Here is a 26,613-nt window from a genome sequence, read left to right as displayed (position 1 = left end):
CCGGGCCTCCGCAGCCATCAACAGCCGCCGCTGGCGCTCGTCCAGATGTGGGAGCAACACCGCGAACTTCACGGCGAGTTGGTCACGAGTCTCATCCGGGATGCGCATACCACACCAACGAGCTTCAGGACGGGAAGCAACACTTTGATTCCCCGCAAGCCCTTAGACGCTGTACCCGCCGTCCACGCCCAACGCCTGCCCGGTGATGAAACCGGCCCGGTCCGAGGCCAGGAACGCGACCGCTTCCGCGATGTCCGTCGCCGTGCCGAAGCGCCGTAGCGGAATGTTGCGCCGGGTGATCTCCAAGGCCGCCTCGTCGAGTTCACCGGAGCTGATCAGACGGGCGGCGATGCCGTCGGTGAGCATGCCCGGGCCGACGCAGTTCACCCGGACGCCGTAGCGCCCCTCCTCGGCGGCGAGGGCACGGGCGACCGCCTCGACCGCCCCCTTCGTGCCCGACGACAGCCCGTCGCGCACCGGGAACCTGCGGGTGGCCACGGTGGTGACGGCGACGATGTTGCCCCGGCTCTCCCGCAGGCGCGGCAGCGCGGGGTGGACCAGGTTGAAGAACGCCACCGCGTCCGCGTCGAGTTGGGCACGGTACTGGCTCGGCGTCACCTTGCTCAGATGCGTCATCGGCACGTGCGGGCCCGCCGCGTACACGAGCGTGTGCAGGCCGCCGAACGTGTCGGATGCCTCGGTGACGGCCCGGGCCGTGGCGGCCTCGTCGCTCAGGTCGAGCCGTAGCGCGAGGACTTGACGGCCGAGTTCCTTCACCTCGGCGGCGAGCGCGTCGGCCCCGGCCTGGCTGGCGCGGTACGTGAACACCACGTCGCTGCCGCGCTCGGCCAGCGTCCGCACGACGGCCGCGCCGATGCCTCCCGTGCCGCCCGCGACGAAGGCGACACCGGTCCTGCCGGAGAAATCAGCCATGGCGTTCACAGTCCCAGGGATTTGGCGATGATGACCTTCATGACCTCACTGGTGCCGGCGTAGATGCGGGTGATGCGCGCATCCGCGTACAGCCGGGCGATGGGGTACTCCAGGATGTAGCCGTACCCGCCGAACAGTTGCAGACACCGATCCACGGCCCGCGCCTGCATCTCCGTGCAGAACAGCTTGACCTTCGCCGCGTCGGCGCCGGACAGCTCGCCGTCGACGAGTTCGCGCACCGCCCGGTCGAGCATCGTCTGCGCGGCCTCGATCTCGGCGGCCACCGCGGCGAGTTCGAACTTCGTGTTCTGGAAGGAGGCGACCGGCGTCCCGAACACCTGCCGCTCCTTGACGTAGGCGAGCGTCGTGTCCAGTGCCGCCCTCGCCTGGGCGACCGAGCCGACCGCGACCGTCATCCGCTCCTGGGGAAGGTTGTGGCTGAGGTAGCCGAAGGCCGCGCCCTCCTCGCCGAGCCGGTTGGCGACCGGCACCCGGACGTCGTCGAAGGACAGCTCGACGGTGTCCTGCACCTTGATGCCCATCTTGTTCAGCACCCGCCCGCGGGCGAACCCGGGCATATGGTCCTCGACGACCAGCAGAGTGAGGCCCGCCCGCCGGTCGTCGGGATCGGTCGACGTACGCGCCACCACGATCACCAGGTCGGCGAGGAGCCCGCCGGTGATGAACGTCTTGGCCCCGTTGAGGACGTACTCCTCTCCGTCGCGTACGGCGGTGGTGCGGATCCCCGCGAGATCGGAACCGGTGCCCGGTTCGGTCATGGCGATCGCGGTCAGCAGCTTTCCGGCCGCGAGCCCGGGGAACCAGCGCCCGCGCTGCTCCTGGCCGGCGTAGGCGAGGAAGTACGGGAGGACGACATCGAGTTGGGTGCGTACGGTGCCCAGGGTGACCAGCGCGCGTGCTGCCTCCTCCTGCAGCACGACGTTGTAGCGGTAGTCGTCGAGACCCGCGCCGCCGTACTCCTCGGGGACGGCCATGCCCAACAGCCCCAGGGAGCCGAGCTGTTCGAAGAGCTCGCGGGGCAGCCGCCCGGCCTCCTCCCACGCGGCGTAGTGCGGTACCACCTCGTTCGCCACGAAGTCCCGTACGAGCCGCCGGAAGGCCTCGTGGTCAGGGGTGAAGAGCTCACGGCGCACAACTGCCTCCGTCAGGGCATGAGTTCGACGAGGGTGGCATTCGCGGTGCCGCCGCCCTCGCACATGGTCTGCAGGCCGTAGCGAATCCCGTGCTCTTGCATGTGGTGGACCATCCGGGTCATCAGCACCGCGCCCGACGCCCCGAGCGGATGGCCGAGCGCGATGGCGCCGCCCAGCGGATTGAGCAGCGCCGTCTCGGCGCCCGTCTCGGCGAGCCAGGCCAGGGGCACCGGCGCGAAGGCCTCGTTCACTTCGAAGACACCGACCTCCGACAGACCCACGCCCGCCTTTCGCAGCACCCGCTCGGTCGCCGGGATCGGTCCGGTGAGCATGAGCACCGGATCGGCGCCGGTGACCACGCCCGAGCGGTAGTGCACGATGGGCGTCAGCCCCAGCTCGCGCGCCTTCTCGGGCGTCGTCACCAGCAGCGCCGCCGCCCCGTCGGAGATCTGCGAGGCATTGCCCGCGTGGATCACACCGTCGTCGGTGAAGGCGGGCTTGAGCTCGGCGAGGCTTTCGACGCTGGTCGCGCGCCGGATGCCCTCGTCGACGGTCACGGTCGCGTCGGCCGTGGACACGGCGGTGATCTGGGCGTCGAAGGCGCCCGCGTCCTGCGCGGCGGCGGCCCGCTCGTGGGACAGCGCGGAGAACGCGTCGAGCCGCGCACGGGTGAATCCCCACTTCTGGGCGATCTTCTCGGCGGAGATGCCCTGGTTGAAGAAGAAGCCCTGGTAACGGGCGAGCACTTGAGGCCCGTACGGCATTCCGGTGGACCGCGCGGACCCGAGCGGAACCCGGCTCATCACCTCGACACCGCCCGCCACCACGACCTCCTGCTGGCCGGACATGACCGCCTGCGCGGCGAAGTCCAGCGCCTGCTGACTCGATCCGCAGGCCCGGTTGACCGTGGTCCCCGGGATGCTCTCGGGCCAGCCCGCGGCGAGCACCGAATAGCGCCCGATGTTGCTCGACTGGTCCCCGACCTGCGACACACAGCCCCAGATCACGTCGTCGACGACGTGCGGATCGACCCCCGCCCGCTCGACGAGCGCACCGAGGACGACCGCGGAGAGGTCGGCCGCGTGCATGCCGGACAGTCCGCCGTTCCGCTTGCCCACGGCGGTGCGGACCGCCTCCACGATCACCGCTTCACGCATGTCGACCTCGTCAGCGTCCGTATGCCGCCCACGTCGCCCGAGAGCAGTACGGGCTCCTCGCTCACAGCGCCTCCCCCTCGTTGTCGATCCCCAGCTCCGCGAGGACGGCCGGCGTGTGTTCACCGAGCGCGGGAACGGCCCCCATCGGCTGCTCATAGCCGGAGATCACCGGAGGCGGCAACAGCGCCCGTACCGAGCCGCCGGGCGTGTCGATCTCGCGCCAGCGGTCACGGGCCGTCAGATGCGGGTGCGCGACGACATCGCCGGGGGTGTTGTAGCGGGAGTTGCCGATCCCCGCGGCATCCGCACTGCTTTGGATGTACGCCAGTTCGTGCCGCCCGCACCAGGCACCGATCTCCGCGTCGAGGACGCCACTGTGCGCGACCCGACCGGAGTTGCTCCCAAAGCGCTGGTCGTCGGCCAGATCGGGGCGGCCGAGCAGCTCACGCGCGAGTCGCTGCCACTCCCCGTCGTTGGTGGTGCCGAGGACGACGGTGTGACCGTCGGCCGTCGGGTAGGCCCCGTACGGCGCGACCGCCGGCGAGCCCATGCCCTTCGGCTCCTGATCGACGCCGGTGTGCTGGGTGTAGGTCAGCGAATAGCCCATCAGCTCCGTCATGGTGTCGAACAGGCTGACCGCGGCGGAGGTGGGCCCCTGAACCCGGCCGCGCTCCTTGCCGCAGAGCAGCGCCATGATCGACAACGCGGCGTACAGGCCGGTGCTCACGTCGGCCATCGGCGGACCCGCCTTGGCGGGCGCACCGGGGCGGCCCGTTGTCGCACACGCCCCCGACTCCGCCTGGACGAGCAGATCGTAGGCACGCTTGTGGGAGAGCGGCCCTCCCGGCCCGTACCCGTCGATCTCCACCGCGATGAGGTCGGGATGGCTCACCGCCAGGTCGGTCGGCGCGATGCCGAGCTTCGAGGTCGCCCCGGGCGCGAGGTTGGAGACCAGCACATCGGCGCGGTCGAGCAGCCGGCGCAACACCGCCATCCCGGCAGTGGACTTGAGGTCCAGCGCCACCGACTCCTTGCCCCGGTTGAGCCAGACGAAGTGCGCCGCCAGACCGCCCACCACGTCGTCGTAGTGCCGGGCGAAGTCACCGCCCCGCGGGTTCTCCACCTTGATCACTCGCGCGCCGAAGTCGCCGAGCGTGCGGGTGCACATGGGGGCCGAGACCGCCTGCTCCAGGGTCACCACGGTGATTCCGGCGAGCGGCCCGGTTCCGGGCGGCGGTGTCCGATCACTTCCCACTGAGCTTGCTCCAATCGCGACGGAGCCCGTCCTTGAGTACCTTTTGGCCGGCGTTTCGCGGCAGGTGGTCCATGAATCGGACGTGGCGCGGAACCTTGAAGTTGGCCATATTGGCGCGGGCCCACTCGATGACCTCGGCCTCGGTGACCCGGTGACCGGGTTTCACCACGAGAAAGGCGCAGCCGACCTCGCCGAGCCGTTCATCGGGAACTCCGATGACGGCGGCCTGTTCGATGGCCTCGTTCCCGAGCAGCAGCTTCTCGATCTCGGCGGGATAGGCATTGAAACCCCCGACGATGTACAGATCCTTCTTGCGGTCGACGATGGAGAGGTTTCCCGCCGCGTCGAGGCGCCCCACATCACCGGTGTGCAACCAGCCTTCGGCGTCGATGGTCCTGGCGGTGGCCTCCGGATCGTCCCAGTAACCGCGTGTCACGTTGTAGCCGCGGACCAGGATCTCGCCGTCCTGTGCGGTGGGAACGTCCCGGCCCCGGTCGTCGACCATTCTGATCTCGACGTCTGGAATTGTTCGCCCGGTGGTGCGTGCGACGGTTTCCTCGGAATCCCCGATCCGGGTCGTCGTCACCAGCGCCGTCGACTCGGTCAGCCCGTAAGCGCTCATGACGATGTCGAAGGACAATTCCGTCTTCATGGCGCGGATCAACGACTCCGGAATGGTCGTACCGCCCGTCATGGAAACCCGCAGCGAGGAAAGATCGAATGCGGCGCGGTCCGGGTGGTTGATCAAGTCCTGGAAGATGGTGGGAGGCCCCAGCAGAATGCTGACCCGTTCCCTGCTGATGATGTCGAGCGCCCGCCCGGCGTCGAACGTCCGCATGGGGATGACCGTCACGCCATGCATCAGGGAGGCGAGCCACCCCGCCTTGTATCCGAAGCAGTGAAAGAAGGGTGGGATGATCAGAAAGCTGTCGGAATGCGTGAAGGTGTACGCCTCGGACATCCAGCCATAGGCCCGCAGGGACTGCCCGTGGGTCAGGATGACGCCCTTGGGGTGGCCCGTCGTGCCGGACGTGAACATCACATCGGATATGTCGTCCGGAGTCAGCCGGTCGATCAAGTCATGGGCCATGGACGAGGAATCGGCCTCTCCCGCACGAAGGAACGCGTCCCACGCGAGGTCCGCCGCACCCTGCGGGCCCAGAATCGACACCGTCCTCGTCAAGGCGGGCGTCCCGGGATCGGCATTCCGCAGTTCCGCGATGTAGTCGTTTCCGAGAAAGGGCGAGGCGAACACGGCCTTTGCCCCGGACTTTCGCAGAATGTACGAGATCTCCCGGGCCTTGAATCTCGTGTTGAGCGGAACCACGACGCCACCTGCACCCTGGATGCCCAACGCCGCGACGATCCACTCGGCCGAGTTCGGAGCGCACAGCCCCACACGATCCCCCGGCTCGATCCCCAACACGACCGTGGCCTTGACGGCCTTGACCATCTGCCGCTCCAGCTCACGGAAACTCCACCGGCGGGTCCCGTCGACAAGAGCCGGCGCGTCGCCGAATTGCTCGGCGGCAACTCTGATCACGTGGGGAATGCTCAGGTATTCGAGGTCGTATCGCACGGGTGAGCTCCCATCGGACATGAAATCCCGCTGGTCCGGGGTCAGTTGCCGGAAGGCAGACCCAGAACCCGTTTCGCGATGATGTTGCGTTGGATCTGCGATGTTCCGCCGTACACGGACGCGGCTCTGGAGTAGAGGTACTCCCCGAAGAGCTCGCCGTCCTCCCCACGGAGTTGTTCCGCGGGGAACACCTTCAGAGCGGTCTCGTAGAGCCGCTGTTCGGTTGTGGTCATCAGGAGTTTGTCGATGGACGACTCCGGCCCGGCGACCTGCCCGCTCAGCCGCTCGGCGGTACGGCGCCGGGCGTGCGCCACGAGGACTTCGTAGTCCACGAAGCACCGCCCGATCTCGGACAGCAGCCCGTCCGGGAGGTCGCCCCGACGTTCCCGGGCCGTGCGTCGCAGCCGCTCGACCAGCAGTCCGTACTTGGAGATGTGGCCGGTGTCGAGGGCGTTGCGCTCGTACGACACCGTCGTCATGGCGAGCGGCCAGCCGTCGCCCTCCGCGCCGATGCGTTCGGCCTGTGCGACGCGGACATCGTCGAGGAACAACTCGCAGAACTCGTCGTCGCCGCTCGCCGCCCGCAAGGGCCGTACCGTCACGCCCGCGCGGTCCAACGGAAGGGCGAAGGCCGAGATCGACCGGTGCGCGGGCGCCGAGCGGTCGGTCCGGGCCAGCAGCAGGCACAGACCGGAGTACTGCGCGTAGCTGGTCCAGAGTTTCTGGCCCCGTACGGTGTAGTGGTCCCCGTGCCGGGTCGCGATCGTGCTCATCCCGGCCAGGTCCGAGCCGGCTCCCGGCTCGCTGAAGCCCTGACACCAGACGTCGTCACCGGCGAGCATGCGCGGCAGCAGGCGCAGGCGCTGCTCCTCGGAGCCGAACTCGAGAAGGGCGTGCGCGAGATAGCCGATCCGGGGGACTCCGGGGGCGTGGCAGGCCCCGAGTTCGTCGCTGATCGCCACCTGGTGCAGCGCGCTCAGGCCCCGTCCGCCGTACCGGACGGGGACATCCAGGCCGACCCAGCCGCCGGAGTACAGCTGACGGTGCCATCGGTGGAGGAAGACCGGAACCGGCTCGTCCGGGAGGCGTTGGGGGAGCGGGTGCGCGGACAGCCAGGCACGGAACTGGTGGCGGAGCTGGTCGAGGTCGGCCGGGTCGCCGAAGTCCAGGGGGGTGTCGGTCATCAGGTCCGCTCCCTTTCGGTCGTCGAATCCGCCTCCGGCTGGGCCATCGCGTCGCTCTCCGGTTCGGCCAGCGCCGTCAGCAGGTCGGTCGTCGTCGCCAGCGTGATGGCGCCCAGACGGACCTTGCGGAGGTAGAGATGCGCGATGTGCTCCCAGGTCTGGGCGACGCCGCCGAAGACCTGCATGCCGGTGTGGACGGCGTCGAGGGCGGACATGTTCACTTCTGCCTTCGCGACGCGCGCGGCCGTCAGGGCCCGCGTGGGTGACTCGTTGTCCAGACACCATGCGGCGTACCTGGTGGCACTGGTGCAGGCCGCCACCAGGACCGTCGCGTCCGCGAGCAGATGCTGGACCGCCTGGAACGAGCCGATCTCCCGCCCGTACTGCCGACGCTCACGGGCGTACTCGACGCTCTGCCGGACGAACGAGTCGGCCGCGCCGACGAGTTCACTGCTCACGATGACGAGCGTGTAGGCCTGCCAGTGCAGGAATTGCACGGGATCCAGTTGGCCGACGACCTTCGCCCCGGAGTCGGACGACACCGACCGGATGCTGCGCAGCAGATCGATCCCCGGTGCGGCCGAGCCGAGTGCGACGCTGGTCACCGTCCCGTCGGGGGTGACGCAGAGCGCGCTGTCCGCGCCCTCGCAGTCCCAGGCGAGGAGTTCGGACGGGCGGCAGGAACCGGGGAGGCGCAGATCGCGGGCGAGCGCGATCGTCGGCGTCCCGCCACCGCCCGACGGCTTGCGGTCGTCGAGGAGTCGGAGCAGCTCGGGGGCGAGGAGCACGGTGCCGACCAAGGAGGTGGTGAGCGGCTGTCTGCCGTGCTCCTCGGCGAGCAGCGCGCACTCCTGGACGGTGGCGGCCGGGGGCGAGGAGCGCCGCAGTTCGGCGAGGCCCAGTTCCCCGAGCGCCCCCTGTGCGGCGGTGCGCGCGGACGGCTTCACTTCGTCCGCCGAGCCCATGCGGAACCGGGTGGCGAACGAGCGGAACATGTCGCGCACGAGCACGAACTCCTCGGCCTCCACCGTCAGTCCTCCTCAGCCTCAGCCTCAGCCTCAGCCCCGGTCGAGCGTCGCGCTGCGCGGGACGCCAACTGTTCGACGATGCGGATGTGATCCGGGCTGGTCATGGTCGCTCGCTCGGCCATCAGCGCCGCCTCCATGCCGCCCCGCGACATCTGCTCCACCACCACGGCGAGGGCCGCCTTCGTGGCACGCAGGGCCTCCGCGGGCTGCGCCGCCAGCCGATGGGCCAACGCGAGGGCCTCCTTTTGCAGGTCCGAGGGAGGAACGGTGCGATTCGCCAGGCCCAGTTCGACCGCCGTGGCGGCGGGAATCCGGTCTCCGGTGAAGAGGTACTCCTTCACCCGGAGCAGGCTGGTGAGCAGCGGCCAGAGGGTCACACCGCCATCGCCCGCGACCAGGCCGACCGAGACATGCGGATCCGCCAGGTACGCGTCCTCGGCCATCAGCACCAGATCGCAGCCCAGGGCCAGGCTGCAACCCAGCCCCACCGCGGGGCCGTTGACCGCCGCGATGACGGGCAGCGGGAATCGGATCATGTCCGTCTGGATGGTGCGGTCGAGCCGGATCGACCGCTCGCGGAGCTCCGGATCGCTGTGATGGCGTCGCAGGTGATCGAAGTCGCCGCCGGCGCTGAACGCGCGGCCCGCGCCGGTGAGGACGACGGCCCGTGCGCCGGGATCCCGTGCGAGCTCGCGCCATACCTCGGCCAGCCGGCGGTGGAGTTCCTCGGACACACCGTTCAGCCGCTCGGGCCTGTTCAGCGTGACGATGCGGACGTCGCCGTCGGCTTCGACGGTGATGACGGAGCTGACCTCGCCCATGGGGACCCCATCTCCAGTGACTCGGTCGCCCGAACCTCGGATGATATTAAAGGTCAGACCGAAGTGGCGTCAATGAGCCTGCGCGCTCCGGGCCGTGCGGGCGCTGGGGACTCTGCGGACTCAGTCGTCCCCCGGCCCGGACAGTTCCACCTGGTCCCGCCGGTCGACCTGCGCCGCCGCGTCGGCGAATCCGCACACATGGCGTGCCATGCGCCGCATCGCCGCCGGGCCGTCCTGCTCGCGGATGGCCTCGGTGATCTTCGCGTGCGCTCGGGCCGTGATCCGGCGGATGTCCGCGTCCATGAACTGTTCGAGATCGGTGGCGGCGTAGATCGACTGCGAGAGCGCGCTCATGAACCCGATGAGGAGCTCGTTGTCGCTGGCCCTCGCCACCGCGCTGTGCCATTGGATGTTCGCCCGCAGAAACCGCGGGATGTCGTCACCGGCCTCGACGAGATCCCGCTGTGCGGCGTCCAGCTCGGCGAGGTCGCGATCGGAGCGCCGCGCCGCCGCCAGCGCGGCGCAGGTCGGCTCGATGGCCTCGCGTGTCTCGTGCAGTGCCTCCAGCCGGATCCGCTGCCCCCGGATGACCAACTGCACCGTGCTGGCGAGTGATTCACGGTTGGGCCGGTGCACGAAGGCCCCGCCCCCGCGTCCCGGCCTGATCCGCAGCAGCTTCTCGACCTCGAGAATCCGCAGGGCTTCCCGCACCGTCGCGCGGCTCAGCCCCGTCTGCTCGACCAGTTGACGCTCCGGCGGCAGCGCCATGCCCTCGGTGAACTCGCCGGAGAGGATGCGCTCACGTACCTCGGACGCCAGGACGTCCGATGCCTTCGGAACGGTCAGGGCGTCGAAGCGCGGGTGGGACCTGCCGGGCATGTGCGCACTCCTGGAGCGATGTCACTGCTTTGGTTGAACCATTCAGCATAGTAGGCGCCGATGGCTGCCTCGCGTGTCCCCGCCGTGGGTCACATGACCATGCCGCCGTCCACGGGCAGCACCTGGCCGGTGACGAAGGACGCGGCGTCCGAGGCGAGGAAGACGAAGCTTCCGGCGACCTCCTCGGGGGCGGCCCACCGTCCCAGCGGAATGCGCGCGAGCATCGCGTCCGAGAACTTCTTGTGGGTGCGGATCGTCTCCGTCATCGGTGTCGCGGCCAGCGGCGCCAACGCGTTGACCTTGATCTGCTTGCGCGCCAGTTCACGCGCCAGGGACTTCGTGAGGCCGATGATGCCCGCCTTGGCCGCGGAGTAGTTCACCTGGCCGAGAGTGCCGATGATGCCGGCCGACGAGGTGACATTGATGATCCGTCCCGTGCCGTCGGTGGCCAGGAACGGCAGTGCGGCCTGCGCGCAGTGATAGGCCCCCATCAGGTGGATGTCGACGATCCGCCGGAACGCCTCCTCCTGGAGGTTCTCGAACATGTCCGGCGCGATCACCCCGGCGTTGTTGACAAGGATGTGCAGCTTTCCGCCGGTCAGCGCGGCCGCTCGGGCCGCCGCGGCATCGGCGGCCGCCCGGTCCCGTACATCCAGCACGGCGCTGTCCGCCGTCTCGCCCGTGGCGGAGATCTTCTCGGCGACCGCCGCGGCCGCCGGCCCGTCGATGTCGGTCACCAGCACCGCCGCTCCGGCGCGCGCGAGCGCCTCGGCGACGGCGGAGCCGATGCCGCCCGCGGCTCCGGTGACCAGCGCCGACCGTCCCGTGAGATCGAACAGCCCGGTGTTGTCGGCCATCAACAGCTCCTCGGCATCGACAGCATCAATAGCTCCTCATCAATAGCTCCTCGGCATTCCCAGCGTGTGGGAGCCCAGATAGTTCAGGACCATTTCCTGACTGATCGGCGCGATTTTCATGAGGCGGGCCTCGCGGAAATACCGGGCCACGTTGTACTCCTCGGAGTAGCCCATACCGCCGTGGGTCTGCAACGCCCGGTCGGCGGCGGTGAATCCGGCGTCCGCGCAGAGGTATTTGGCCGTGTTCGCCTCCCGTCCGCAGGGCCGGCCGTTGTCGTAGAGCCAGGTCGCCTTGCGCAGGATCAACTCGGCCGCGTCCAGCCGGGCCAGCGAGTCCGCGAGCGGAAACTGTATGGCCTGGTTCATACCGATCGGCCTGCCGAACACCACGCGCTCATTGCCGTAGGCGACGGCTTTCTCGAGGGAGACCCGGCCGAGCCCGAGCGCCTCGGCGGCGATCAGCATGCGCTCCGGATTGAGGCCGTCGAGGAGGTAACGGAATCCCTGCCCCTCCTCGCCCACCCGGTCCTCGACCGGGACGCGAAGTTCGTCGATGAAGAGCTCGTTCGAGGTCACGGCGTTGCGGCCCATCTTCGGGATGGGGCGGACGTCGATCCGGCCGCGGTCCAGATCGGTGAGGAAGAGCGTCATTCCGTCGGTTCGCTTGGCGACTTCGCCGACCTTCGTGGTGCGGGTCAGCAACAAGATCTTCTCGGACTCCACGGCCTTGGAGATCCATACCTTGCGACCGCTGACGACGTAGTGGTCGCCGTCCCGGCGGGCGAAGGTGGTGATGCTCGTGGTGTCCAGGCCGGCTTCCGGCTCGGTCACCCCGAAACAGACGTGCAGATCGCCGGTGGCGACCCGGGGAAGGGTGCGTCGTTTGAGCTCCGCTGAGCCGTGCACCACCACGGGCTGCATTCCGAAGATCGACATATGGATCGAGCTGGCGGCATTCATCCCGCCGCCGGATCGCGCGACTTCCTCGAGCAGCAGGGTGGCCTCGGTGATGCCGAGACCATGACCGCCGTACTCCTCCGGAATGGTGAGCCCCAGCCATCCGCCGTTCGCGACGGCGGCGTAGAACTCCTCGGGAAACCGATGTTCCCGGTCCTTTTCCATCCAGTACCGGTCGTCGAAGTCGCGCAGGAGTCCGACGACTGCCTTGCGGATGGTTTCCTGATCTTCGGTCAGCTCAAAGTCCACGATGGGGACTCCTCCGCAGCTTTGTATCTGCGAAACATACCAAAGGTCAGACCGTACGGATACCCCAAGACCGCCGGGCGACGACCGGGGTGTCTGGGGGATCGTTCCTAGTGGTCGGCGGCCGGGTTGCCGTCGACCCACTGGATGAGCAGCTGCCGTACGTAGGGATTGCCCTCCTGTGCGGCGTGCGCCAGGCGCTCCGCGCTCGCGCGTGCCGCTCGCCAGGCCACCGGGGTGTCCTCGGCGTACGCGGCGTCGGCGTCCGCGAGCGCGTCGGCGGCCAGGCCCCGGAGGTCCTCGGACAGATCGTCGTCCGCCGCGGCCCGGTACGCCTCCAGACGGAGTGCCGCCAGGTCCTGGGCGGAGGGCGCGGGCCGCGCGGGGGGTTGGGCGTAGCCGCTGACCGCGATGACCACGCAGAAGGTGGCCACGTCCCGGCGGCTCTCACGCTGTCCGGTCGCGACGGCGGGCGCGAGCCACGAGGTGGCCTTCCAGTGCGAGAACGACGTCGCCGCGAGGAGGGCGACGGTCAGTGCCGCGAGAGGAATCCAGCCGCCCACGAAGTAGCCGATCGGGCCGAGCACGAGGAAGCAGGCTCCGCTGAGCATCCATATGCGACGGCGACCGATTCTCAGGTGTCGGGGCTCCATGTCGTTCAGTGTCGCAGGAGCGTATGGGGAGCAGCGAGGCGGCGCGGGATCGGCGGAGGATTCATGGAACTCCGCCGAGTCGAGGTTGTCGTGGAGGCCCGGTGTCCTGTTCGGTCTCGGCCCTGCGGGACGGGGGCCGGCCCCCGCGGCGGCTGCCCGCGGGAGTCCGACCCGACCTGGAAAAGGCACACCAACTCCCTGCCCGCTGAGCCGGCGCCCCGGCGCGCGGGATCCTCGACCGGCTCCGCCGCTTCGGGGCCGGTCGAGCCAGGACCTGTCCTAGGGAAGCAGCTTGTCCATAGCCGCGGGTCCCTCCTTGGCCAGCTTGCGCTCGGCCCAGGCCAGGCTCTTCGGTGTGATGTCGCGACCCGTGGCGAGCACCAGGTCCTCGGCGGTCACCTCGCCGCCGGAGCCGGTGTGCAGCAGCGCGTCGGGGGTCGTCCTGTCGTCGGACGGTGCGGTCGAATCGGGTTGGCTGGTTGACATGATCTCTCCCTGTTCCACCTGATCTGTTCTCACGCTACGGGCATTCCGCACACCCCGCGCGACGCGCCCCGTGCACAGCCGCAGCTCAGGGTGGCTCCCTCGGCGCGAGGGGTTCCGTTCGTCGGACGTCCATCCATTGGTCTGTACATGACCATCGTCACGGGCCAGACTGTGCGCCGAACCCGCGCCCCCCACCAAGGAGCAGACCTCATGCGCACGCCCGCCCGGCAACGTTGTCACGCCGTCCTGGCCGGTCTCGTCACGCTCGCCACGGCCGCCGTCCTGACCGTCTCCACCACCACCCCCGCCGCGGCCGCCGACACCTGGAACGAGGTGGGCTCCGACCGCGCCGATCCGCTGACCGAGAGCCAGGGCCTGACCTCGGTCGAGGTCCCGGCGGCAAGCGCCAACCGCTACACCGGAATCGGCACGATCCCCCTCAGCGTCAGCAGCCGCGGCTGGAACCATGTAGGCGACCCGGACGCCTCGTACAACGGCTACTACATCGAGCCGTACCAGAGCGACTCGAACGGCTCCAAGATGTTCCGGGTGCAGGCGCCGGGCGGCGGCTGGTCGGAGTACGTCCACGCGCTGAGCTCGGGAGAGGCGCTGAACAACTCCTTCGTGACCGTCTCACCGAGCGGCGCGTGGATGGTGTCCGGCGAGTGGGGCACGATGAACCGGCTGCTGGTGTTCCCGACCCCCGGCGTGAACCCCAGCACCTCCCCCTCGGCGAACCTCCCGCAGGCCTCCACCATCAACCTCGACCACGCCGTACGGGACGTACAGGGCTGTGACTTCGTGACCGCGACGCAGCTGCTGTGCTCGTCCGACGACCCGGCGGGCACCCTCTTCGGCGTCACCAAGCCGCTGTTGCAGATCGATCTGTCGGCCGAGCCGGGCGGCACCGCCGACGTGTCCGGTCATGTCACGGCTCTGCGGCAACTCCCGTTGCGCAGCTCGTGTTCGGGCACCTTCGAGACGGAGGGAATCGACTACGACCGACGCACCGGAACCCTGCGCGTGATCGTCGTGTCGCCCGGCTTCTGCGTCCTGACCGACAGCAAGACCTACCGGTTCACCAGAAGTTGAGCGTAGGCGTCCGCCGGGGCAGGGTCTAAGGTCGGAAGTACACCCGAGCGATGGGGGGCGGCCGGCTGTGGTGGCGGACGATGCCGTGATCGGCTGTACGGGGGAACTACTCATCGGCACACGGGGATCCGCCGGTCCAGGCGAGATCCTCGTGCGTGTCAGAGGCGGATCCGAGACCTTCCTCGCCTGGTCGCCGGAGCCCCTGCCGAGGGGGGCCACCGTGCTCGTGATCGAGTCCCGCGGACGCCGTGAGGTCGACGTCATCCGATGGGCCGATCCGCTGGACGCGTTGGGCGGCGACCCCGCCGACGCAGGCTGAGGAGGAGAACGATGTTCGGTTACCGCGTGCCCGCGCCCGACCAGGCGATGCTGATCTCCGGAGGTCGGCGGGGACTGGGGGGCGCGCCGTTCCGCGTGGTGACGGGGCACGGCAAGTTCGTGCTCCCCATCTTCCGCAAGACCCGCTTTCTCACCCTGTCGATGTGCGAGTCCGAGGTCACCGAGACCTGTGTCACCCGACAGGGCATCTCGGTGCATGTCCGCGCCGTCATCGCGTTCAAGGTCGGCAACGACACCGAGAGCATCATCAACGCGGGGCAGCGTTTCCTCTCCGACCAGGACCAGATGTCGGTGCTGACCGGCCGGATCTTCGCCGGCCATCTGCGCGCCATCATCGGCTCGATGACCGTCGAGGAGATCGTCACCGAACGGCAGAAGCTCGCCGCGGAGGTCCTGGACACCTCGAAGACCGAGATGGCGAAGATCGGCCTGACCGTGGACGCGTTGCAGATCCAGTCGATCGACGACGGCGACACCGGCTATATCGACGCCATGTCCGCACCGCACAAGGCGGCCATCCAGCGGCAGGCCCAGATCGCGCAGGCCCAGGCCACTCAGGCCTCCGTCGAGGCGGAGCAGGTGGCGGCGCGCAACCAGGCCGAATACGCCCGGCAGACCGCGATCGTGAAGGCGGAGTACTCGGCCGAGGTGGACCGCGCGCAGGCGAAGGCCGCCCAGGCCGGGCCACTGGCCCAGGCCCACGCGCAGCAGGAGGTACTTGCCGCGCAGACCGAACTGGCCCAGCGTGCGGCCCAGTTGCGCCAGCAGCAGCTGGTGGCCGAGATCGTCAAGCCCGCCGAGGCGGAGGCCGAGCGGATCAAGGTGCTCGCCATCGCCGAGGCGGAGCGGATGAAGATCCAGGCCGAGGCCGCCGCCTCGTACGACCGCGTCGCACTCGACCGGATGCTGATCGACCAGCTCCCGCTGATCGTGAAGGAGGCCGCGGGCGGTCTCGCCGGCGCCAACGTCAACGTCCTGAACGGCGCGGACGGCCTCGGAGAGATCGCCGCCGGCCTGGTCGCGCAGGGACTGACGATCCTGGACTCGGTCCGCCAGAACCTGAACGGCCAGAACTCCGACAGCCGCGCCGAGAAGGCGGACGGACTGCTGGAACTCCAGGATTACCGCCGCAAGCCGGAGAGGGTCGCCGAGGCCGAGGCCGAGGCCGAGGCCGAGAAGGACAGGACGGAGGGCGGCTCGTCCGACGCGGACTAGGGTCTGTCCGGCGGGTCAGGTCGGAGGGAAGCGGCGGTGCCTTGTCCGCGCGGGTGAGCGGGGTCTGGTGCGTCGAGCTGCAAGGCGGGGGAGGGCGTCGACGCGATGGGGGTCCCCCCGCTCGAGCGAAGCCGAGAGTGGGGGAGTCGGCAACCGACGACAACGCCGCAGATCGGCGTGCCAGACCCCGCGTCTCCGGCATGATCCGCCGGACAGGCCCTAGGTGTACTGATCACGAGCGGAGTGATGCGGCCGCCGTTTTGTTGCGGACGGCGGCACGCGCGTACCCCGGTTGGCATTCCGTCAGGTGAGCCAGCCGGTGGAGCTGTTCCCCGGGGGAAGGGAGGGGGGAAGGGCGCGGGGGCTCTGGGCCGAAACCCCCGGGGGCCTGGGGAGGAGACCGCCCGACGCGGGGTCCGTGTTGATGATCCATTCGAGTTCCCGCTGGAGCCTGCGGGCTTCGTTGCGGACCTGTAGGGGTATGTCCCCGCGTTCGGAAATCAGTTGGGCGTAGATCGGTGCGTCGTGCACGGGTGGCGCTTCTCCTCGGGTCTGGTGCCTTGCCCCTACGGTAAGGCCGCGGCGGTGCCGCGGTGGTCATCCTCCCAGTTCGGCCAGAACCGGAAGCACACGACCATGGAATGGCACCTTCCCTACGATCCCCTTCTCTGTTGTCCCCTTACCGGCAGTCCCTTCCAGGCCCTCTCCCTATGAGCCGTTGCCGCTCGACGGGCCGGAGATCTCGATCTCGGCTATGGAGACCCGCTTGTCCGCGGCGGCACGCGGTGGTGATGCGGGCCTCGATGCGGTGCGGGAGCGCCGACTGCGTGAGCTGGTCCGGGCCGGTCGAGATGCCCGAGGTGATGACCAGGTCCAGCAGCCGGGTCGGGCGGTCGCCGCGCTCGCGGCGCGTCACATCCTCACGGATGTCGTACAGAGTCGTACAGACAGGTGTCTCGGCGCACCGTCGAGACACCCATCTGACCAGTGCCTACCGCACTCTGTCGGCGTTTCCAGGGTTGGTTCATCCGGAACTCGTCCGTTGAGCAGACCGGCGCCGCCGGGACGGAGTCGTGGTTGAGCTGTGGTTCAGCCCCGATGGGCACGCAGCGCGGCGAGGGCCCGGTCGGCGTGGGCGCTCATCCGGATTTCGCTGCGCACGACCTCCAGGACCGTGCGGTCCTGGGCGAGGACGAAGGTGACCCGCTTGGTGGGGGCCAGTGAGAAGCCGCGCTTCACTCCGAACCGCTCCCGGACACTCCCGTCGGTGTCGGACAGCAGGGGGAACCCGAGGGTGTGACGCCCGGCGAACTCCTGCTGCCGGTCGACGGGATCGCCGCTGACGCCCACCGGCCGCGCGCCCGCGGCGGCGAACTCGGCCGCCAGATCACGGAAGTGACATGCCTCGGCCGTGCAGCCGGGGGTGAGGGCGGCGGGATAGAAGAACAGCACCACCGGTCCGGCCTCGAGCAGATCGGACAACTTCCGTTCCACGCCGGTCTCGTCCGGCAGGACGAAGTCCTCGACCTTGTCGCCCACATCCACACCACGTGTCATGACCGTCCCTCTCCGCGCTTGGCGATACCCCGGGCCCACAGTACAAGGGGCACCTGCAGCGGCAGCCGCGCGAGGGCGGCGGTCCTGAGAGGCGCGGGACGGTGACGCCAGTCCACGGCCATCTGGACGTTGGCGGGAAACACCCCGACGAAGAACGCGACCGTGGCGAGCGAGGCCACCCGCCGGGTGCGGGGCAGCGCCACCCCGGCGGCCAGCGCCAGTTCGGCGACCCCGCTCCCGTACGTCCAGGCCCGGGGCGCCCCCGGCAGTGCCCGCGGAACGGTCGCGTCGAACTGCCGTGGCGACACGAAGTGAGCGACCCCCGAGGCGGCCGGCAGACCGGCGAGCAACAGGGGCGAGCGTTCCGACCGTGGCACGGTTCCTCCTCCAAGGGATCTGCCGCGCGATATTACTGGACAGTAGTGACGAGGGGAGGGTGATGATCGGTGAAGAGGCTTGTCGGACCGGCGCATGACTCCAAATGGGCGGCGCCCTCACCCGACTCGGTGAGCGGCCGCGAAGGCGGCGTACCACCGGCGCACACGCGGACGTTGTCCCGTCATGGACAGCACTCACACGGCCCGGCGGCGCCGTCCGGAACCCGACGTGGTGGGCCGGTCGTACGCGGAACTGACGGATGGACGACAGGGCCATCCGCCGATCTACGCCCAGTTGGTCGCGGAGTGGCACGCCAAGGGCCGGGTGATTCCGGAGCGCCGCGAGGTGTTCGAGGTGCTGTGGGCTTCCTTTGCCGCGTCCGGCCCGCTGGAAAGCGAGCTGTGGCCGGTGGACTCCTGGGCGGACGGCCCGCGGGTGGGACCCCCGGCTCGATCGTCGGGCCCCGAGCGGGAACGAGCGGTGCGGGATCGGGAGCGCGCGGCACGGGATACGGAGGCCGGTCCCGTGCCCGCCATCCCGGTGCCCCGGGGCCTGCTGGGTTGGTGAACCGCGCGGCGCGGGCGGGGGCGCTCACCGTTCGTGCAGGGGGGCCAGGACGGCGAGCGTTCCGTTGGCCTGTTGCAGTGCCAGCTCCAGGGTGGGGGCGGGGTGCAGGGCCCCGGTCCCATCGGGCGGAATGATCCATTCCAGAAACCGCGCGGCGCGGTACGGCGGTGGAACGGCGACCCATGAGCCCTTGCCGGCGCAGCGGAGCCCGGATCCGATCCAGTGGCTTCCCGGGTCCGGGGGCAGAAAGAAGCCCACTCTGCGGGCCGCGGTGTCCATCAATGTCGGCCCCGGCGCGTGCAGGGGGTCGTGCCACAGGATGTCCAGGGCGAGCAGTCCGAGATGCTCGGGCACGCTGAGCACGTCCCAGAACCGCCCGGCCTCCATGAGTACGGTCCCCGGTCCCTGATCCCACTCCCGCTTGCACGTCCGAGGGTTCGAGGCGGCTGCGGCGAGCCACTCGACACCTCGCATCCACATCGCATTCGGCATGGCCAACTCCCGCACTTGGACGCCAACTCGGCGTGTTCATGCTGGTAGATATTTCTATGCGGCGGAAGGGGTGGCGTGGTCTGGCGTTTACCTCCAGGTCGTTCGAAGATCGCCCCCGTGTTCGTGGGTGCCCTGATCAGTGATGCCGTGACGGATCGCCGTCGCGTCGGTGGACCATGTCGGCGACATGGAGAACGAAATTGTTGACAATCTTGTTGGCCTGGATTTACGTTCGACAGGCACTCACTCAGGGAGGGCGCGATGCCCAAGGAAGCCCGTCCAGGCACCGGCGAGCAGGCCAAGCAGCACGTACTCGTGCGGCTGCGGCAGGCGATTCTGCGGGGCGAGATGGCGCCGGCCCAGCGGCTGGTGGAGAACGAACTCGCCGAGCAGTTCGGTGTCACGCGGGCCAGCGTCCGGGCGGCGCTGATCGAGCTGGAATCGGAGGCACTGGTCGAGCGGATCCGCAACCGCGGCTCGCGGGTGCGGGTGGTGACGGTCGAGGAAGCGGTGGCCATCACCGAGTGCCGCATGGTCCTCGAGGGGCTGTGCGCGGCCAAGGCAGCCGTCGAGGCCAGTGAGGAGCAGCTCGACGAGCTGACCGACCTGGGCACCGCGATGTCGAAGGCCGTCGCCGGCGGCGAGCCGGTGCTCTACTCCGAGCTCAACCACGAACTGCACGACCGGATCAGGGGGATCTCCGGCCAGCAGGTCGCCGTCGAGTTGCTGGAGCGGCTCAATGGACAGCTGGTGCGCCATCGCTTCCAGCTCGCGCTGAGACCTGGGCGCCCCCAGCAGTCCCTGAGTGAGCACCTGGCCATGATCGAGACGATCAGGGCCAGGGACCCGCAGGCGGCCGAAGCGGCCGTCCGCACCCACCTCGCGGGTGTCATCGACGCACTGCGCGCCTGACGCCGCACGGGTGGGCCAACCGGCCTGTCCACCAAGGAGATTTGAGCAATGACGCACGGCAACGCGCCCGCCCCCCCACGATCGACGCTCGTCGTCACCGCGCACGCCGGAGACTTCGTCTGGCGGGCCGGCGGAGCCATCGCCCTGGCCGCCTCCCGAGGGGAGAAGGTCACCATCGCGTGCCTGACCTTCGGCGAGCGCGGCGAGTCCGCCAAAGCGTGGCGCGAGGGCAAGAAGCTCGAGGAGATCAAGGCGATCCGCCGTGAGGAGGCCGAGAAGGCCGCCGCCACCCTCGGCGCCCAGGTCCGCTTCTTCGACGCCGGCGACTACCCGCTGATCGCCACGGCCGAGCTGACCGACAAACTCGTCGAGGTCTACCGCGAAACCCAGCCCGACGTCGTTCTCACACACCCGACCGAGGACCCGTACAACGGCGACCACCCGGCCGCCAACCGGATGGCGCTGGAGGCCCGTGTGCTGGCCCAGGCCATCGGCTACCCCGCCCCGGGCGAGATCATCGGCGCCCCGCCGGTCTTCTTCTTCGAGCCGCACCAGCCCGAGATGAGCGGCTTCAAGCCCGAGGTCCTCCTCGACATCACCGAGGTCTGGGAGGCCAAGCGCAAGGCGATGGAGTGTCTCGGCGCCCAGCAGCATCTGTGGGACTACTACACCGACCTTGCCGTCCGCCGCGGTGTTCAGCTCAAGCGCAACGCCGGACCCAACCTGGGCCTGGCGCACAAGACCATGGCCGAGGCGTACATGCGTCCCTACCCGCAGATCGCGAAGGAGCTGGCATGAGCGGCGTGATCGTCACCAACCCGCCGAAGGCGGACGCGAAGGACGTCGAGGCGTTGGCGGGCTTCGGCGTGGCCACCGTGAGCGAGGCGATGGGCCGCACCGGCCTGCTCGGCCCCGAGCTGCGCCCGATCCAGCAGGGCACCCGGGTCGCGGGCACCGCGGTCACGGTGCTGAGCTGGCCCGGCGACAACCTCATGATCCACGCTGCCGTCGAGCAGTGCGGCGAAGGCGACATCCTGGTGGTCACCACCACCTCGCCCTCCACCGACGGCATGTTCGGCGAGCTGTTCGCCACCGCGCTGCAGCGGCGCGGCGTGCGTGGCCTGATCACCGACGCGGGCATCCGGGATACCCAGGAGCTGCGCGAGATGGGCTTCCCCGCGTGGTCCCGGGCCGTCTCGGCACAGGGCACCGTGAAGGCCACGGGCGGTTCGGTCAACGTGCCGATCGCCATCGACGGCCGGGTGATCCGCCCCGGCGACGTGATCCTCGCCGACGACGACGGTGTGGTGGTCGTCCCCCGCGAGAGCGCCCGCCGGACCGCCGAGGCGTCCGAGGCACGCGAGAACAAGGAGGCGCTTGCCCGCGCCGCCTTCATCGAGGGCCAGCTGGGCCTGGACCGGTACGGGCTGCGCGAGACGCTCGTACGGCTGGGCGTGACCTACCGGACGTACGACGAGTACGTGCGGGACGGAGCGGAGTCATGACCGGGTCCGTGGAGGTGCGCTGCATGCTCATGCGCGGCGGCACTTCCAAGGGCGCCTACTTCCTGGCCGAGGACCTGCCCGCCGACGCCGCCGCACGCGACGACCTGCTGCTGCGCGTCATGGGCAGCCCCGACCCGCGCCAGATCGACGGTCTGGGCGGGGCGCACCCGCTGACCAGCAAGGTGGCCGTGGTCTCGGCCGCGGACGATCCAGAGGCGGACGTCGACTATCTGTTCCTGCAGGTGGGCGTCGACCGGCCCGAGGTGTCCGACCGGCAGAACTGCGGCAACATCCTGGCCGGGGTCGGCCCCTTCGCCGTCGAACGCGGACTCGTGCCGCCCGGCGAGGGCGAGACATCCGTACGGATCCGCATGCTCAACACCGGGGAGCTCGCCGTCGCGACCTTCCCCACCCCCGGCGGGCGCGTCGACTACACCGGCTCCGCGGAGATCTCCGGCGTGCCGGGGACCGCCGCACCGGTGGTGATCGAGTTCCCGCAGGGCGCGAGCCCACTGCTGCCCACCGGGAACGTCCGCGACATCGTGGCCGGTACGCCGGTGACCTGCGTGGACAACGGGATGCCGACCGTCCTGATCCCGGCCTTTGCCCTGAACGTCAAGGGTGACGAGGCCCCCAAGGACCTGGAGGAGGATCTCGCGCTCGCCGAGCGCCTGAGGGAGATCAGGCTGGAGGTCGGCAGGCTGATGGGTCTCGGCGATGTCGAGGGCACCACCGTGCCCAAGCTCAGCCTGCTGGCCCCGCCCCTCGGTGGCGGCGCCGTGATGACCCGCACCTTCATCCCGGTGCGCTGCCACACCTCCATCGGCGTCCTGGGCGCCGCGAGCGTGGCGGCCGGGCTGCGTATCCCGGGCAGTGTGGGGCAGGGGATTGCGGAGCTTCCCGTACAAAGTGACCGAATTCGCATCGAACACCCTAGCGGATTCATAGAAATCGTCACTAGCGTCGACCCCGGCTTCGGCGAGACCGCTCCAGTGGCTCGCCACACCGCCGTGGTGCGTACCGCACGAAAGATCTTCGACGGCACCGTCTTCCCCCGGTCCGTCGACACCGCCCCCACACTCGCACACGGCCGTTAAGGAGGAGCCGCTGATGACTCCGCCCCTTGGAGATATCGCCCACCTCGGGCACGTCGAACTGCTCACCCCGGACCTGGATGGCAGTCTCAAGTTCTTCACCGAGTACCTCGGTCTGACGGTCAACGGCCAAAGTGGCGACTCGGTCTATCTACGGACCTGGGACGACTACGAGCACCACAGTCTCGTCCTGACCGCGCACGAGACCTCCGGCATACGTCGCACCGCGTTGCGCGCCGCCAGCGAGGAGGCCCTGCAGCGCAGGGTCAAGGAGCTGGAGGCCGCGGGCCACGAGGGTCGCTGGACCGAGGGCGAGCCAGGCCTTGGCCCGCTGTACGTGACCACCGATCCCGACGGCCATGAGATCGCCCTGTACTGGGAGTCCGAGTGGTACGAGGCCCCGGACGCGCTCAAGCCGGGCCTGAAGAACCAGCCCCAGGCCAAGCCGGGTCACGGTGTGGGCGTACGCCGCCTGGACCACATCAACTACCTCGCCGCGGACGTCGCCGCCAACGCCGACTTCCATCAGCACCTCCTCGGTGCCCGCCCGACCGAGCAGGTCCAGCTGGACACCGGGAAGATCTCCGCGAAGTGGCTGACGTTCACGAACAAGTCGTACGACGTCGTCTATACCGAGGACTGGACGGGTTCGCGCGGACGCCTGCACCACATCGCGTTCGCGACCGACACCCGCGAGGACATCCTGCGCGCCGCCGACCTCGCCATCGACACCGGCGTGTTCATCGAGACCGGCCCGCACAAGCACGCCATCCAGCAGACGTTCTTCCTGTACGTCTACGAGCCGGGCGGCAACCGCATCGAACTGTGCAACCCGCTCACCCGCCTGGTGCTGGCCCCGGACTGGCCGCTGGTCACCTGGACGCAGGCCGAGCGTGCCAAGGGGCAGGCGTGGGGTCTGAAGACCATCGAGTCCTTCCACACCCACGGCACACCGCCTGTCTGCTGAGTCGAGTCGGACCGGGGGTGAGGGCACACAGCCGGGTGCCCTCACCCCCTTGCTTTTGCCGCGTCCGAGGCCGGTCCGTCGCCGTCCGACGACCAGAGGTGGATTGTTGCTGAGATTGTTGACAAAACCGTTGACACTCTTGAAACGGATCCTTAGCGTCTAGCGCACACCGGGTCAGCCGCACGAGCCGCGTCGACCCGCCCCCGAGCTCTCGGCTCCGCTCGAGCAGGGGGACCCCCAGAACTGATCCCCTCCAGGGACCGCCTTTCCTGGACGAGAGGAAAACAAAGATGTCCTCCTCCCCCTCCCTGTCAGCTCGCGGCAGCAGACTGGCCATTCTGGTCGTCGGTCTGTGCTGGCTGGCCGTGCTCTTCGACGGCCTCGACATGTTCATCTACGGCTCCGTGCTGCCCCACATGCTTGAGACGAAGGCGCTCGGCATCACCCCGGCCCAGGCCGGGGACCTGGGCAGCTACGCCACCTTCGGCATGCTGATCGGCGCGCTCACCGCGGGGACGATCGCGGACCGGATCGGCCGCAAGAAGCTGATGGTCACCTGCGTCACGCTCTTCTCGCTGGCCTCCGGCCTGTGTGCGATGTCCTCCAGCGTCGAGGTCTTCGGCCTCGGCCGGACCCTCGCCGGAATAGGCCTCGGCGGTCTGCTGCCCACCGCGATCAGCATGGTCTCCGACTACGCCCCGCGCGGCCGCGCGGCCCTCACCATCGGCATGCTGATGACCGCCCACCACGCCGGCGGCATCCTCTCCGCCTACGTGGCCAAGTGGCTGGTGGAGCCCGTCGGCTGGCGCGCCGCCTTCTGGGTCTGTGTGGTCCCGCTGCTCTTCGCCCCGGTGCTGGCCAAGTTCCTGCCCGAGTCGCTGAGCTTCCTGGTCGCCAAGGGCCGCACCGAGGAGGCCCGCGAGCTGGCCGAGCGCTACGAGGTCGAGCTGCCCGCCCAGGCAGACAAGAAGGCCCCCGCCGACCGCTGGAACGCCCTCACCAACCTGTTCCGCGGCGGTGAGTGGATCCAGACCCTGCTGTACTGGCTGGCTTCCTTCGGCGGCCTGCTGCTCGTCTACGGCGTCGCCACCTGGCTGCCCACCTTGATGCGCAGCGAGGGCTACAACCTCGGCTCCGCCCTGACCTTCGTCGTCGTCTTCAACCTCGGCGGCATCGTCGGCATGCTGGTCGCCGGCCGGGCCTCCGACCGCTTCGGCGCCCCGCGCATCTCGGCGATCTGGTTCGCGCTGACCGCCGCCGGAGTCTTCCTGCTCAGCGTCCACATGCCGCTGGCCGTCACCTTCGTCGTGGTCTTCTTCACCGGCGTGTTCCTCAACAGCGCCCAGACCATGATCTACGCGACGGTGTCGATCCGCTCCATCCCCGAGAACCGCGCCACCGCCGTCGGCTGGACCTCCGGCATGGGCCGCTTCGGCGCCGTGTTCGGCCCGTGGCTCGGCGGCCAGCTGCTCGCCGCCAACCAGGGCGACTGGGGCTTCACCGCCTTCGCGCTGGCCGGACTGTCCTCCATGGTCTTCATCGGCATCGCGGCCCTGCGGAGCTCCGAGCAGGCGCCGCGCAGCGCCGCCGAACAGGAGCTGATCAGCGCCCACTGACGGGCAGATCCGCGCCTGGTCGGGCAGTACCCGATCCAGGGAGACGAGGACGAACGCCGGCCGCCGCAGGGGATGCGGTGGCCGGCGTTCTGCGTCATAGGTCGACCTCGCGGAATCCGTCGGCGGGCTCGGTACGGAGGAGCCATGGGAGGGCTGGTGAAGCGCTCGGGCGGGCTCGCGGGGGACTTTGCTCGCAAAGCCTTCGGGCGGACTCTCGGGGGCGGGACGGATGGGCATGCGCGGTGGGCCCTCGGGCCGGCGCGGGGCCCCGGTGCCGGATTCCCGTCCCGGTCGGGGCACCGCGCCGTTCTCGCGTGCCGTTCGGCCCAGGGCGTGCGGGGCGCCGCCCCGCTCGGCGACGGGCGCACCCTGGCAGCCCTGGGGGAACTCATGCCGAACGCCCGGCCGTCACCGAGGACTGCCGGGCGCACGTATGCGTCAAAGGGCCGAGTACGCCTATGAGTTCACCCCATCTGGTCCTCGACCGAAAGGTGTTCCACCGTCTTGCCGGTTTCCGTGAACGTACGGGTCACATGGCCCGACGAATACACCCACAGGATGCGCAGCGGGCGGTCGCCGATGTTCCGGAACAGGTGAGGAATGGGGGACGGAACATACGTGGTGTCGAACTGCTCCAGTTTCGTCACCTCACCGTCCACCACCACCTCCGCCTCGCCCTCGAGGATCGTCACGTGCTCGTCGCAGTTGTGCGAGTGCAACGGCGCCCCGGAACCGACCGGATACACGCTCATCCCACTGGTGATCCGGTTCTCTCCGGCCGCGGACAACGTGGTGACCAGCGGTGTCGTCACAACCGAGCCACCTCGGTCGAGCAGGGGCACGGACGCGGCCTTGATGATCGTGGTCATCCGGAAAATCCTCTCCAGCTTCACGGTGATACGCCGACCGACGTTAGGCCGTCCCCCGGCGAATGGGTGCCCTCTGGCGTGCAGGTTTACCTTGCACTCCGAGAGGGGTGAGCTTCGCGAACCCGGCTGTACCGTCGGCTGGCATCGCACGGCGTTCCGTTCCGTGCCCGAAACGCGCCGGAAAGAAAAGGCAGGTATCGGCCACATGAGGCTCCCCGTTCTCGCCGAAGAGGAAATGAATCCCCGCCAGCAGGAGTTGGCCGCCCGGATCGCCGGCCGCCGAGGCGCTGTCCGTGGCCCGTTCCGGGTCTGGCTGCACAGCCCGGAGATGTGTGAGCGCGCCGAGTCCCTCGGTGCCTTCGCCCGCTTCGACTGCAGCCTTCCCAAGCATCTGCGCGAGCTCACCCTGCTGATGGCGGCGCGCAACTGGGACGCGCAGTACTCCTGGAACGCGCATGTGCACCAGGCGATCGAGGCCGGCATCCCGGAGGCCGCCGTCAAGGCCGTCGCCGAGAAGCGTGAGGCGGTCTTCGAGGACGAGGCGGACCAGGCCTTCTACCAGTTCTGCCGGGAGATCCTCGAGGAGCACTTCGTCTGCGACGACACCTTCGCCCGCGCGCTCGAGCACTTCGGCTCCAAGGGACTGGTCGACACCATCGGCGCGCTCGGCAACTTCACCATGCTCGGCATGTGCCTGAACACCTTCCAGGTGGACCTCCAGGCCGACCGCGAGCCCCCTTTCCCGGACATCCGCGGCTACGAGCGCGTCACGCCCGACGGGGACGGGCCGCGGCCGTGACGGCCACCAGGGACCGGAGCAC

At 69.3% G+C, this 26,613-nt stretch carries 29 protein-coding genes; 11 read left to right on the top strand and 18 right to left on the bottom strand.

The features are described 5' to 3' along the window. Positions 1–162 precede the first annotated feature (162 nt). The 13 genes from AB0D57_RS25155 to AB0D57_RS25095 form a co-directional block, all read right to left on the bottom strand. A complete protein-coding gene (locus AB0D57_RS25155; RefSeq protein ID WP_362077077.1) occupies positions 163–933 on the bottom strand; it encodes an SDR family oxidoreductase in 771 nt (256 codons plus the stop codon). Positions 934–938: 5 nt separating this feature from the next. Next, complete coding sequence (locus AB0D57_RS25150) at positions 939–2,087, bottom strand: acyl-CoA dehydrogenase family protein (RefSeq protein WP_362077074.1); 1,149 nt, start codon at positions 2,085–2,087, stop codon at positions 939–941. A gap of 11 nt (positions 2,088–2,098) precedes the next feature. Continuing rightward, a complete protein-coding gene (locus tag AB0D57_RS25145; protein ID WP_362077071.1) occupies positions 2,099–3,244 on the bottom strand; it encodes a thiolase family protein in 1,146 nt (381 codons plus the stop codon). A 61-nt stretch (positions 3,245–3,305) separates the two neighbouring features. Then, the gene (locus tag AB0D57_RS25140; RefSeq protein ID WP_362077068.1) at positions 3,306–4,499 is read right to left on the bottom strand and encodes a CaiB/BaiF CoA-transferase family protein; all 1,194 of its coding nucleotides are present in this window, start codon (positions 4,497–4,499) and stop codon (positions 3,306–3,308) included. Beyond that, the gene (locus AB0D57_RS25135) at positions 4,489–6,042 is read right to left on the bottom strand and encodes a FadD3 family acyl-CoA ligase (RefSeq protein WP_362077065.1); all 1,554 of its coding nucleotides are present in this window, start codon (positions 6,040–6,042) and stop codon (positions 4,489–4,491) included. Before AB0D57_RS25135 ends, AB0D57_RS25140 begins: the two co-directional genes overlap by 11 nt. A 77-nt stretch (positions 6,043–6,119) precedes the next feature. Beyond that, positions 6,120–7,262 carry an acyl-CoA dehydrogenase family protein gene (locus tag AB0D57_RS25130; protein WP_362077062.1) on the bottom strand — a complete coding sequence of 381 codons (1,143 nt, stop codon included), beginning with the start codon at positions 7,260–7,262 and terminating at the stop codon, positions 6,120–6,122. Continuing rightward, positions 7,262–8,290 carry an acyl-CoA dehydrogenase family protein gene (locus AB0D57_RS25125; protein WP_362077059.1) on the bottom strand — a complete coding sequence of 343 codons (1,029 nt, stop codon included), beginning with the start codon at positions 8,288–8,290 and terminating at the stop codon, positions 7,262–7,264. The genes AB0D57_RS25130 and AB0D57_RS25125 overlap by 1 nt, the downstream gene beginning before the upstream one ends. A gap of 2 nt (positions 8,291–8,292) precedes the next feature. Beyond that, positions 8,293–9,111, bottom strand: coding sequence for an enoyl-CoA hydratase/isomerase family protein (locus AB0D57_RS25120; protein WP_362077056.1), 819 nt, complete (start codon positions 9,109–9,111; stop codon positions 8,293–8,295). 120 nt (positions 9,112–9,231) lie between these two features. Beyond that, a complete protein-coding gene (locus AB0D57_RS25115; protein WP_362077053.1) occupies positions 9,232–9,990 on the bottom strand; it encodes an FCD domain-containing protein in 759 nt (252 codons plus the stop codon). An 89-nt stretch (positions 9,991–10,079) separates the two neighbouring features. After that, positions 10,080–10,847, bottom strand: coding sequence for an SDR family NAD(P)-dependent oxidoreductase (locus tag AB0D57_RS25110; protein WP_362077050.1), 768 nt, complete (start codon positions 10,845–10,847; stop codon positions 10,080–10,082). A gap of 39 nt (positions 10,848–10,886) precedes the next feature. Continuing rightward, the gene (locus tag AB0D57_RS25105; protein ID WP_362077047.1) at positions 10,887–12,053 is read right to left on the bottom strand and encodes an acyl-CoA dehydrogenase family protein; all 1,167 of its coding nucleotides are present in this window, start codon (positions 12,051–12,053) and stop codon (positions 10,887–10,889) included. A gap of 107 nt (positions 12,054–12,160) precedes the next feature. Further along, positions 12,161–12,703 (bottom strand): hypothetical protein, encoded by a 543-nt coding sequence (locus tag AB0D57_RS25100; RefSeq protein ID WP_362077044.1) that lies wholly within the window; start codon positions 12,701–12,703, stop codon positions 12,161–12,163. Positions 12,704–12,982: 279 nt separating this feature from the next. Then, on the bottom strand, positions 12,983–13,189 hold the full coding sequence (locus AB0D57_RS25095) for a hypothetical protein (RefSeq protein ID WP_362077041.1): 207 nt from the start codon (positions 13,187–13,189) through the stop codon (positions 12,983–12,985). A gap of 210 nt (positions 13,190–13,399) precedes the next feature. Here AB0D57_RS25095 and AB0D57_RS25090 point away from each other — a divergent pair, with 210 nt between their 5' ends. The 3 genes from AB0D57_RS25090 to AB0D57_RS25080 all read left to right on the top strand — a co-directional run bounded on the left by AB0D57_RS25090 (position 13,400) and on the right by AB0D57_RS25080 (position 15,835). Further along, positions 13,400–14,281 (top strand): hypothetical protein, encoded by an 882-nt coding sequence (locus AB0D57_RS25090; RefSeq protein WP_362077038.1) that lies wholly within the window; start codon positions 13,400–13,402, stop codon positions 14,279–14,281. A 67-nt stretch (positions 14,282–14,348) separates the two neighbouring features. Then, positions 14,349–14,600 (top strand): hypothetical protein, encoded by a 252-nt coding sequence (locus AB0D57_RS25085; protein ID WP_362077035.1) that lies wholly within the window; start codon positions 14,349–14,351, stop codon positions 14,598–14,600. An 11-nt stretch (positions 14,601–14,611) separates the two neighbouring features. Then, positions 14,612–15,835 (top strand): SPFH domain-containing protein, encoded by a 1,224-nt coding sequence (locus AB0D57_RS25080; RefSeq protein ID WP_362077033.1) that lies wholly within the window; start codon positions 14,612–14,614, stop codon positions 15,833–15,835. A gap of 303 nt (positions 15,836–16,138) precedes the next feature. Here the strand turns inward: AB0D57_RS25080 and AB0D57_RS25075 are convergent, their stop codons facing one another. The 3 genes from AB0D57_RS25075 to AB0D57_RS25065 form a co-directional block, all read right to left on the bottom strand. Next, positions 16,139–16,366 carry a hypothetical protein gene (locus tag AB0D57_RS25075; protein WP_362077031.1) on the bottom strand — a complete coding sequence of 76 codons (228 nt, stop codon included), beginning with the start codon at positions 16,364–16,366 and terminating at the stop codon, positions 16,139–16,141. 558 nt (positions 16,367–16,924) lie between these two features. Then, complete coding sequence (locus AB0D57_RS25070) at positions 16,925–17,392, bottom strand: peroxiredoxin (RefSeq protein ID WP_362077028.1); 468 nt, start codon at positions 17,390–17,392, stop codon at positions 16,925–16,927. Then, positions 17,389–17,769 (bottom strand): DoxX family protein, encoded by a 381-nt coding sequence (locus AB0D57_RS25065; RefSeq protein ID WP_362077025.1) that lies wholly within the window; start codon positions 17,767–17,769, stop codon positions 17,389–17,391. Before AB0D57_RS25065 ends, AB0D57_RS25070 begins: the two co-directional genes overlap by 4 nt. A gap of 184 nt (positions 17,770–17,953) precedes the next feature. On the opposite strand from AB0D57_RS25065, the gene AB0D57_RS25060 reads away from it, so the two are divergent. Next, complete coding sequence (locus AB0D57_RS25060; protein ID WP_362077022.1) at positions 17,954–18,337, top strand: hypothetical protein; 384 nt, start codon at positions 17,954–17,956, stop codon at positions 18,335–18,337. Between the two features lie 24 nt (positions 18,338–18,361). Here the strand turns inward: AB0D57_RS25060 and AB0D57_RS25055 are convergent, their stop codons facing one another. Continuing rightward, on the bottom strand, positions 18,362–18,829 hold the full coding sequence (locus AB0D57_RS25055) for a hypothetical protein (RefSeq protein WP_362077019.1): 468 nt from the start codon (positions 18,827–18,829) through the stop codon (positions 18,362–18,364). A 261-nt stretch (positions 18,830–19,090) separates the two neighbouring features. Here AB0D57_RS25055 and AB0D57_RS25050 point away from each other — a divergent pair, with 261 nt between their 5' ends. From AB0D57_RS25050 to AB0D57_RS25025, 6 genes are all read left to right on the top strand, one after another. After that, complete coding sequence (locus AB0D57_RS25050; RefSeq protein WP_362077016.1) at positions 19,091–19,741, top strand: GntR family transcriptional regulator; 651 nt, start codon at positions 19,091–19,093, stop codon at positions 19,739–19,741. 48 nt (positions 19,742–19,789) lie between these two features. Beyond that, the gene (locus AB0D57_RS25045; RefSeq protein WP_362077013.1) at positions 19,790–20,539 is read left to right on the top strand and encodes a PIG-L deacetylase family protein; all 750 of its coding nucleotides are present in this window, start codon (positions 19,790–19,792) and stop codon (positions 20,537–20,539) included. Next, positions 20,536–21,246 (top strand): 4-carboxy-4-hydroxy-2-oxoadipate aldolase/oxaloacetate decarboxylase, encoded by a 711-nt coding sequence (locus AB0D57_RS25040; RefSeq protein WP_362077010.1) that lies wholly within the window; start codon positions 20,536–20,538, stop codon positions 21,244–21,246. Before AB0D57_RS25045 ends, AB0D57_RS25040 begins: the two co-directional genes overlap by 4 nt. Then, on the top strand, positions 21,243–22,343 hold the full coding sequence (locus tag AB0D57_RS25035) for a 4-oxalomesaconate tautomerase (protein ID WP_362077007.1): 1,101 nt from the start codon (positions 21,243–21,245) through the stop codon (positions 22,341–22,343). The genes AB0D57_RS25040 and AB0D57_RS25035 overlap by 4 nt, the downstream gene beginning before the upstream one ends. A 13-nt stretch (positions 22,344–22,356) precedes the next feature. After that, positions 22,357–23,307 carry a catechol 2,3-dioxygenase gene (locus tag AB0D57_RS25030; RefSeq protein WP_362077004.1) on the top strand — a complete coding sequence of 317 codons (951 nt, stop codon included), beginning with the start codon at positions 22,357–22,359 and terminating at the stop codon, positions 23,305–23,307. Positions 23,308–23,597: 290 nt separating this feature from the next. Beyond that, complete coding sequence (locus AB0D57_RS25025; RefSeq protein WP_362077001.1) at positions 23,598–24,923, top strand: aromatic acid/H+ symport family MFS transporter; 1,326 nt, start codon at positions 23,598–23,600, stop codon at positions 24,921–24,923. Positions 24,924–25,387: 464 nt separating this feature from the next. Here the strand turns inward: AB0D57_RS25025 and AB0D57_RS25020 are convergent, their stop codons facing one another. Further along, complete coding sequence (locus AB0D57_RS25020; protein WP_362076998.1) at positions 25,388–25,792, bottom strand: cupin domain-containing protein; 405 nt, start codon at positions 25,790–25,792, stop codon at positions 25,388–25,390. A 235-nt stretch (positions 25,793–26,027) separates the two neighbouring features. On the opposite strand from AB0D57_RS25020, the gene AB0D57_RS25015 reads away from it, so the two are divergent. Then, on the top strand, positions 26,028–26,591 hold the full coding sequence (locus AB0D57_RS25015; protein WP_362077086.1) for a carboxymuconolactone decarboxylase family protein: 564 nt from the start codon (positions 26,028–26,030) through the stop codon (positions 26,589–26,591). Positions 26,592–26,613: the final 22 nt, after the last annotated feature.

It is taken from the genome of Streptomyces sp. NPDC048275 (assembly GCF_040652275.1).
Classification (GTDB): Bacteria; Actinomycetota; Actinomycetes; order Streptomycetales; family Streptomycetaceae; genus Streptomyces.
This window is presented reverse-complemented; position numbering and strand designations above follow the sequence as displayed.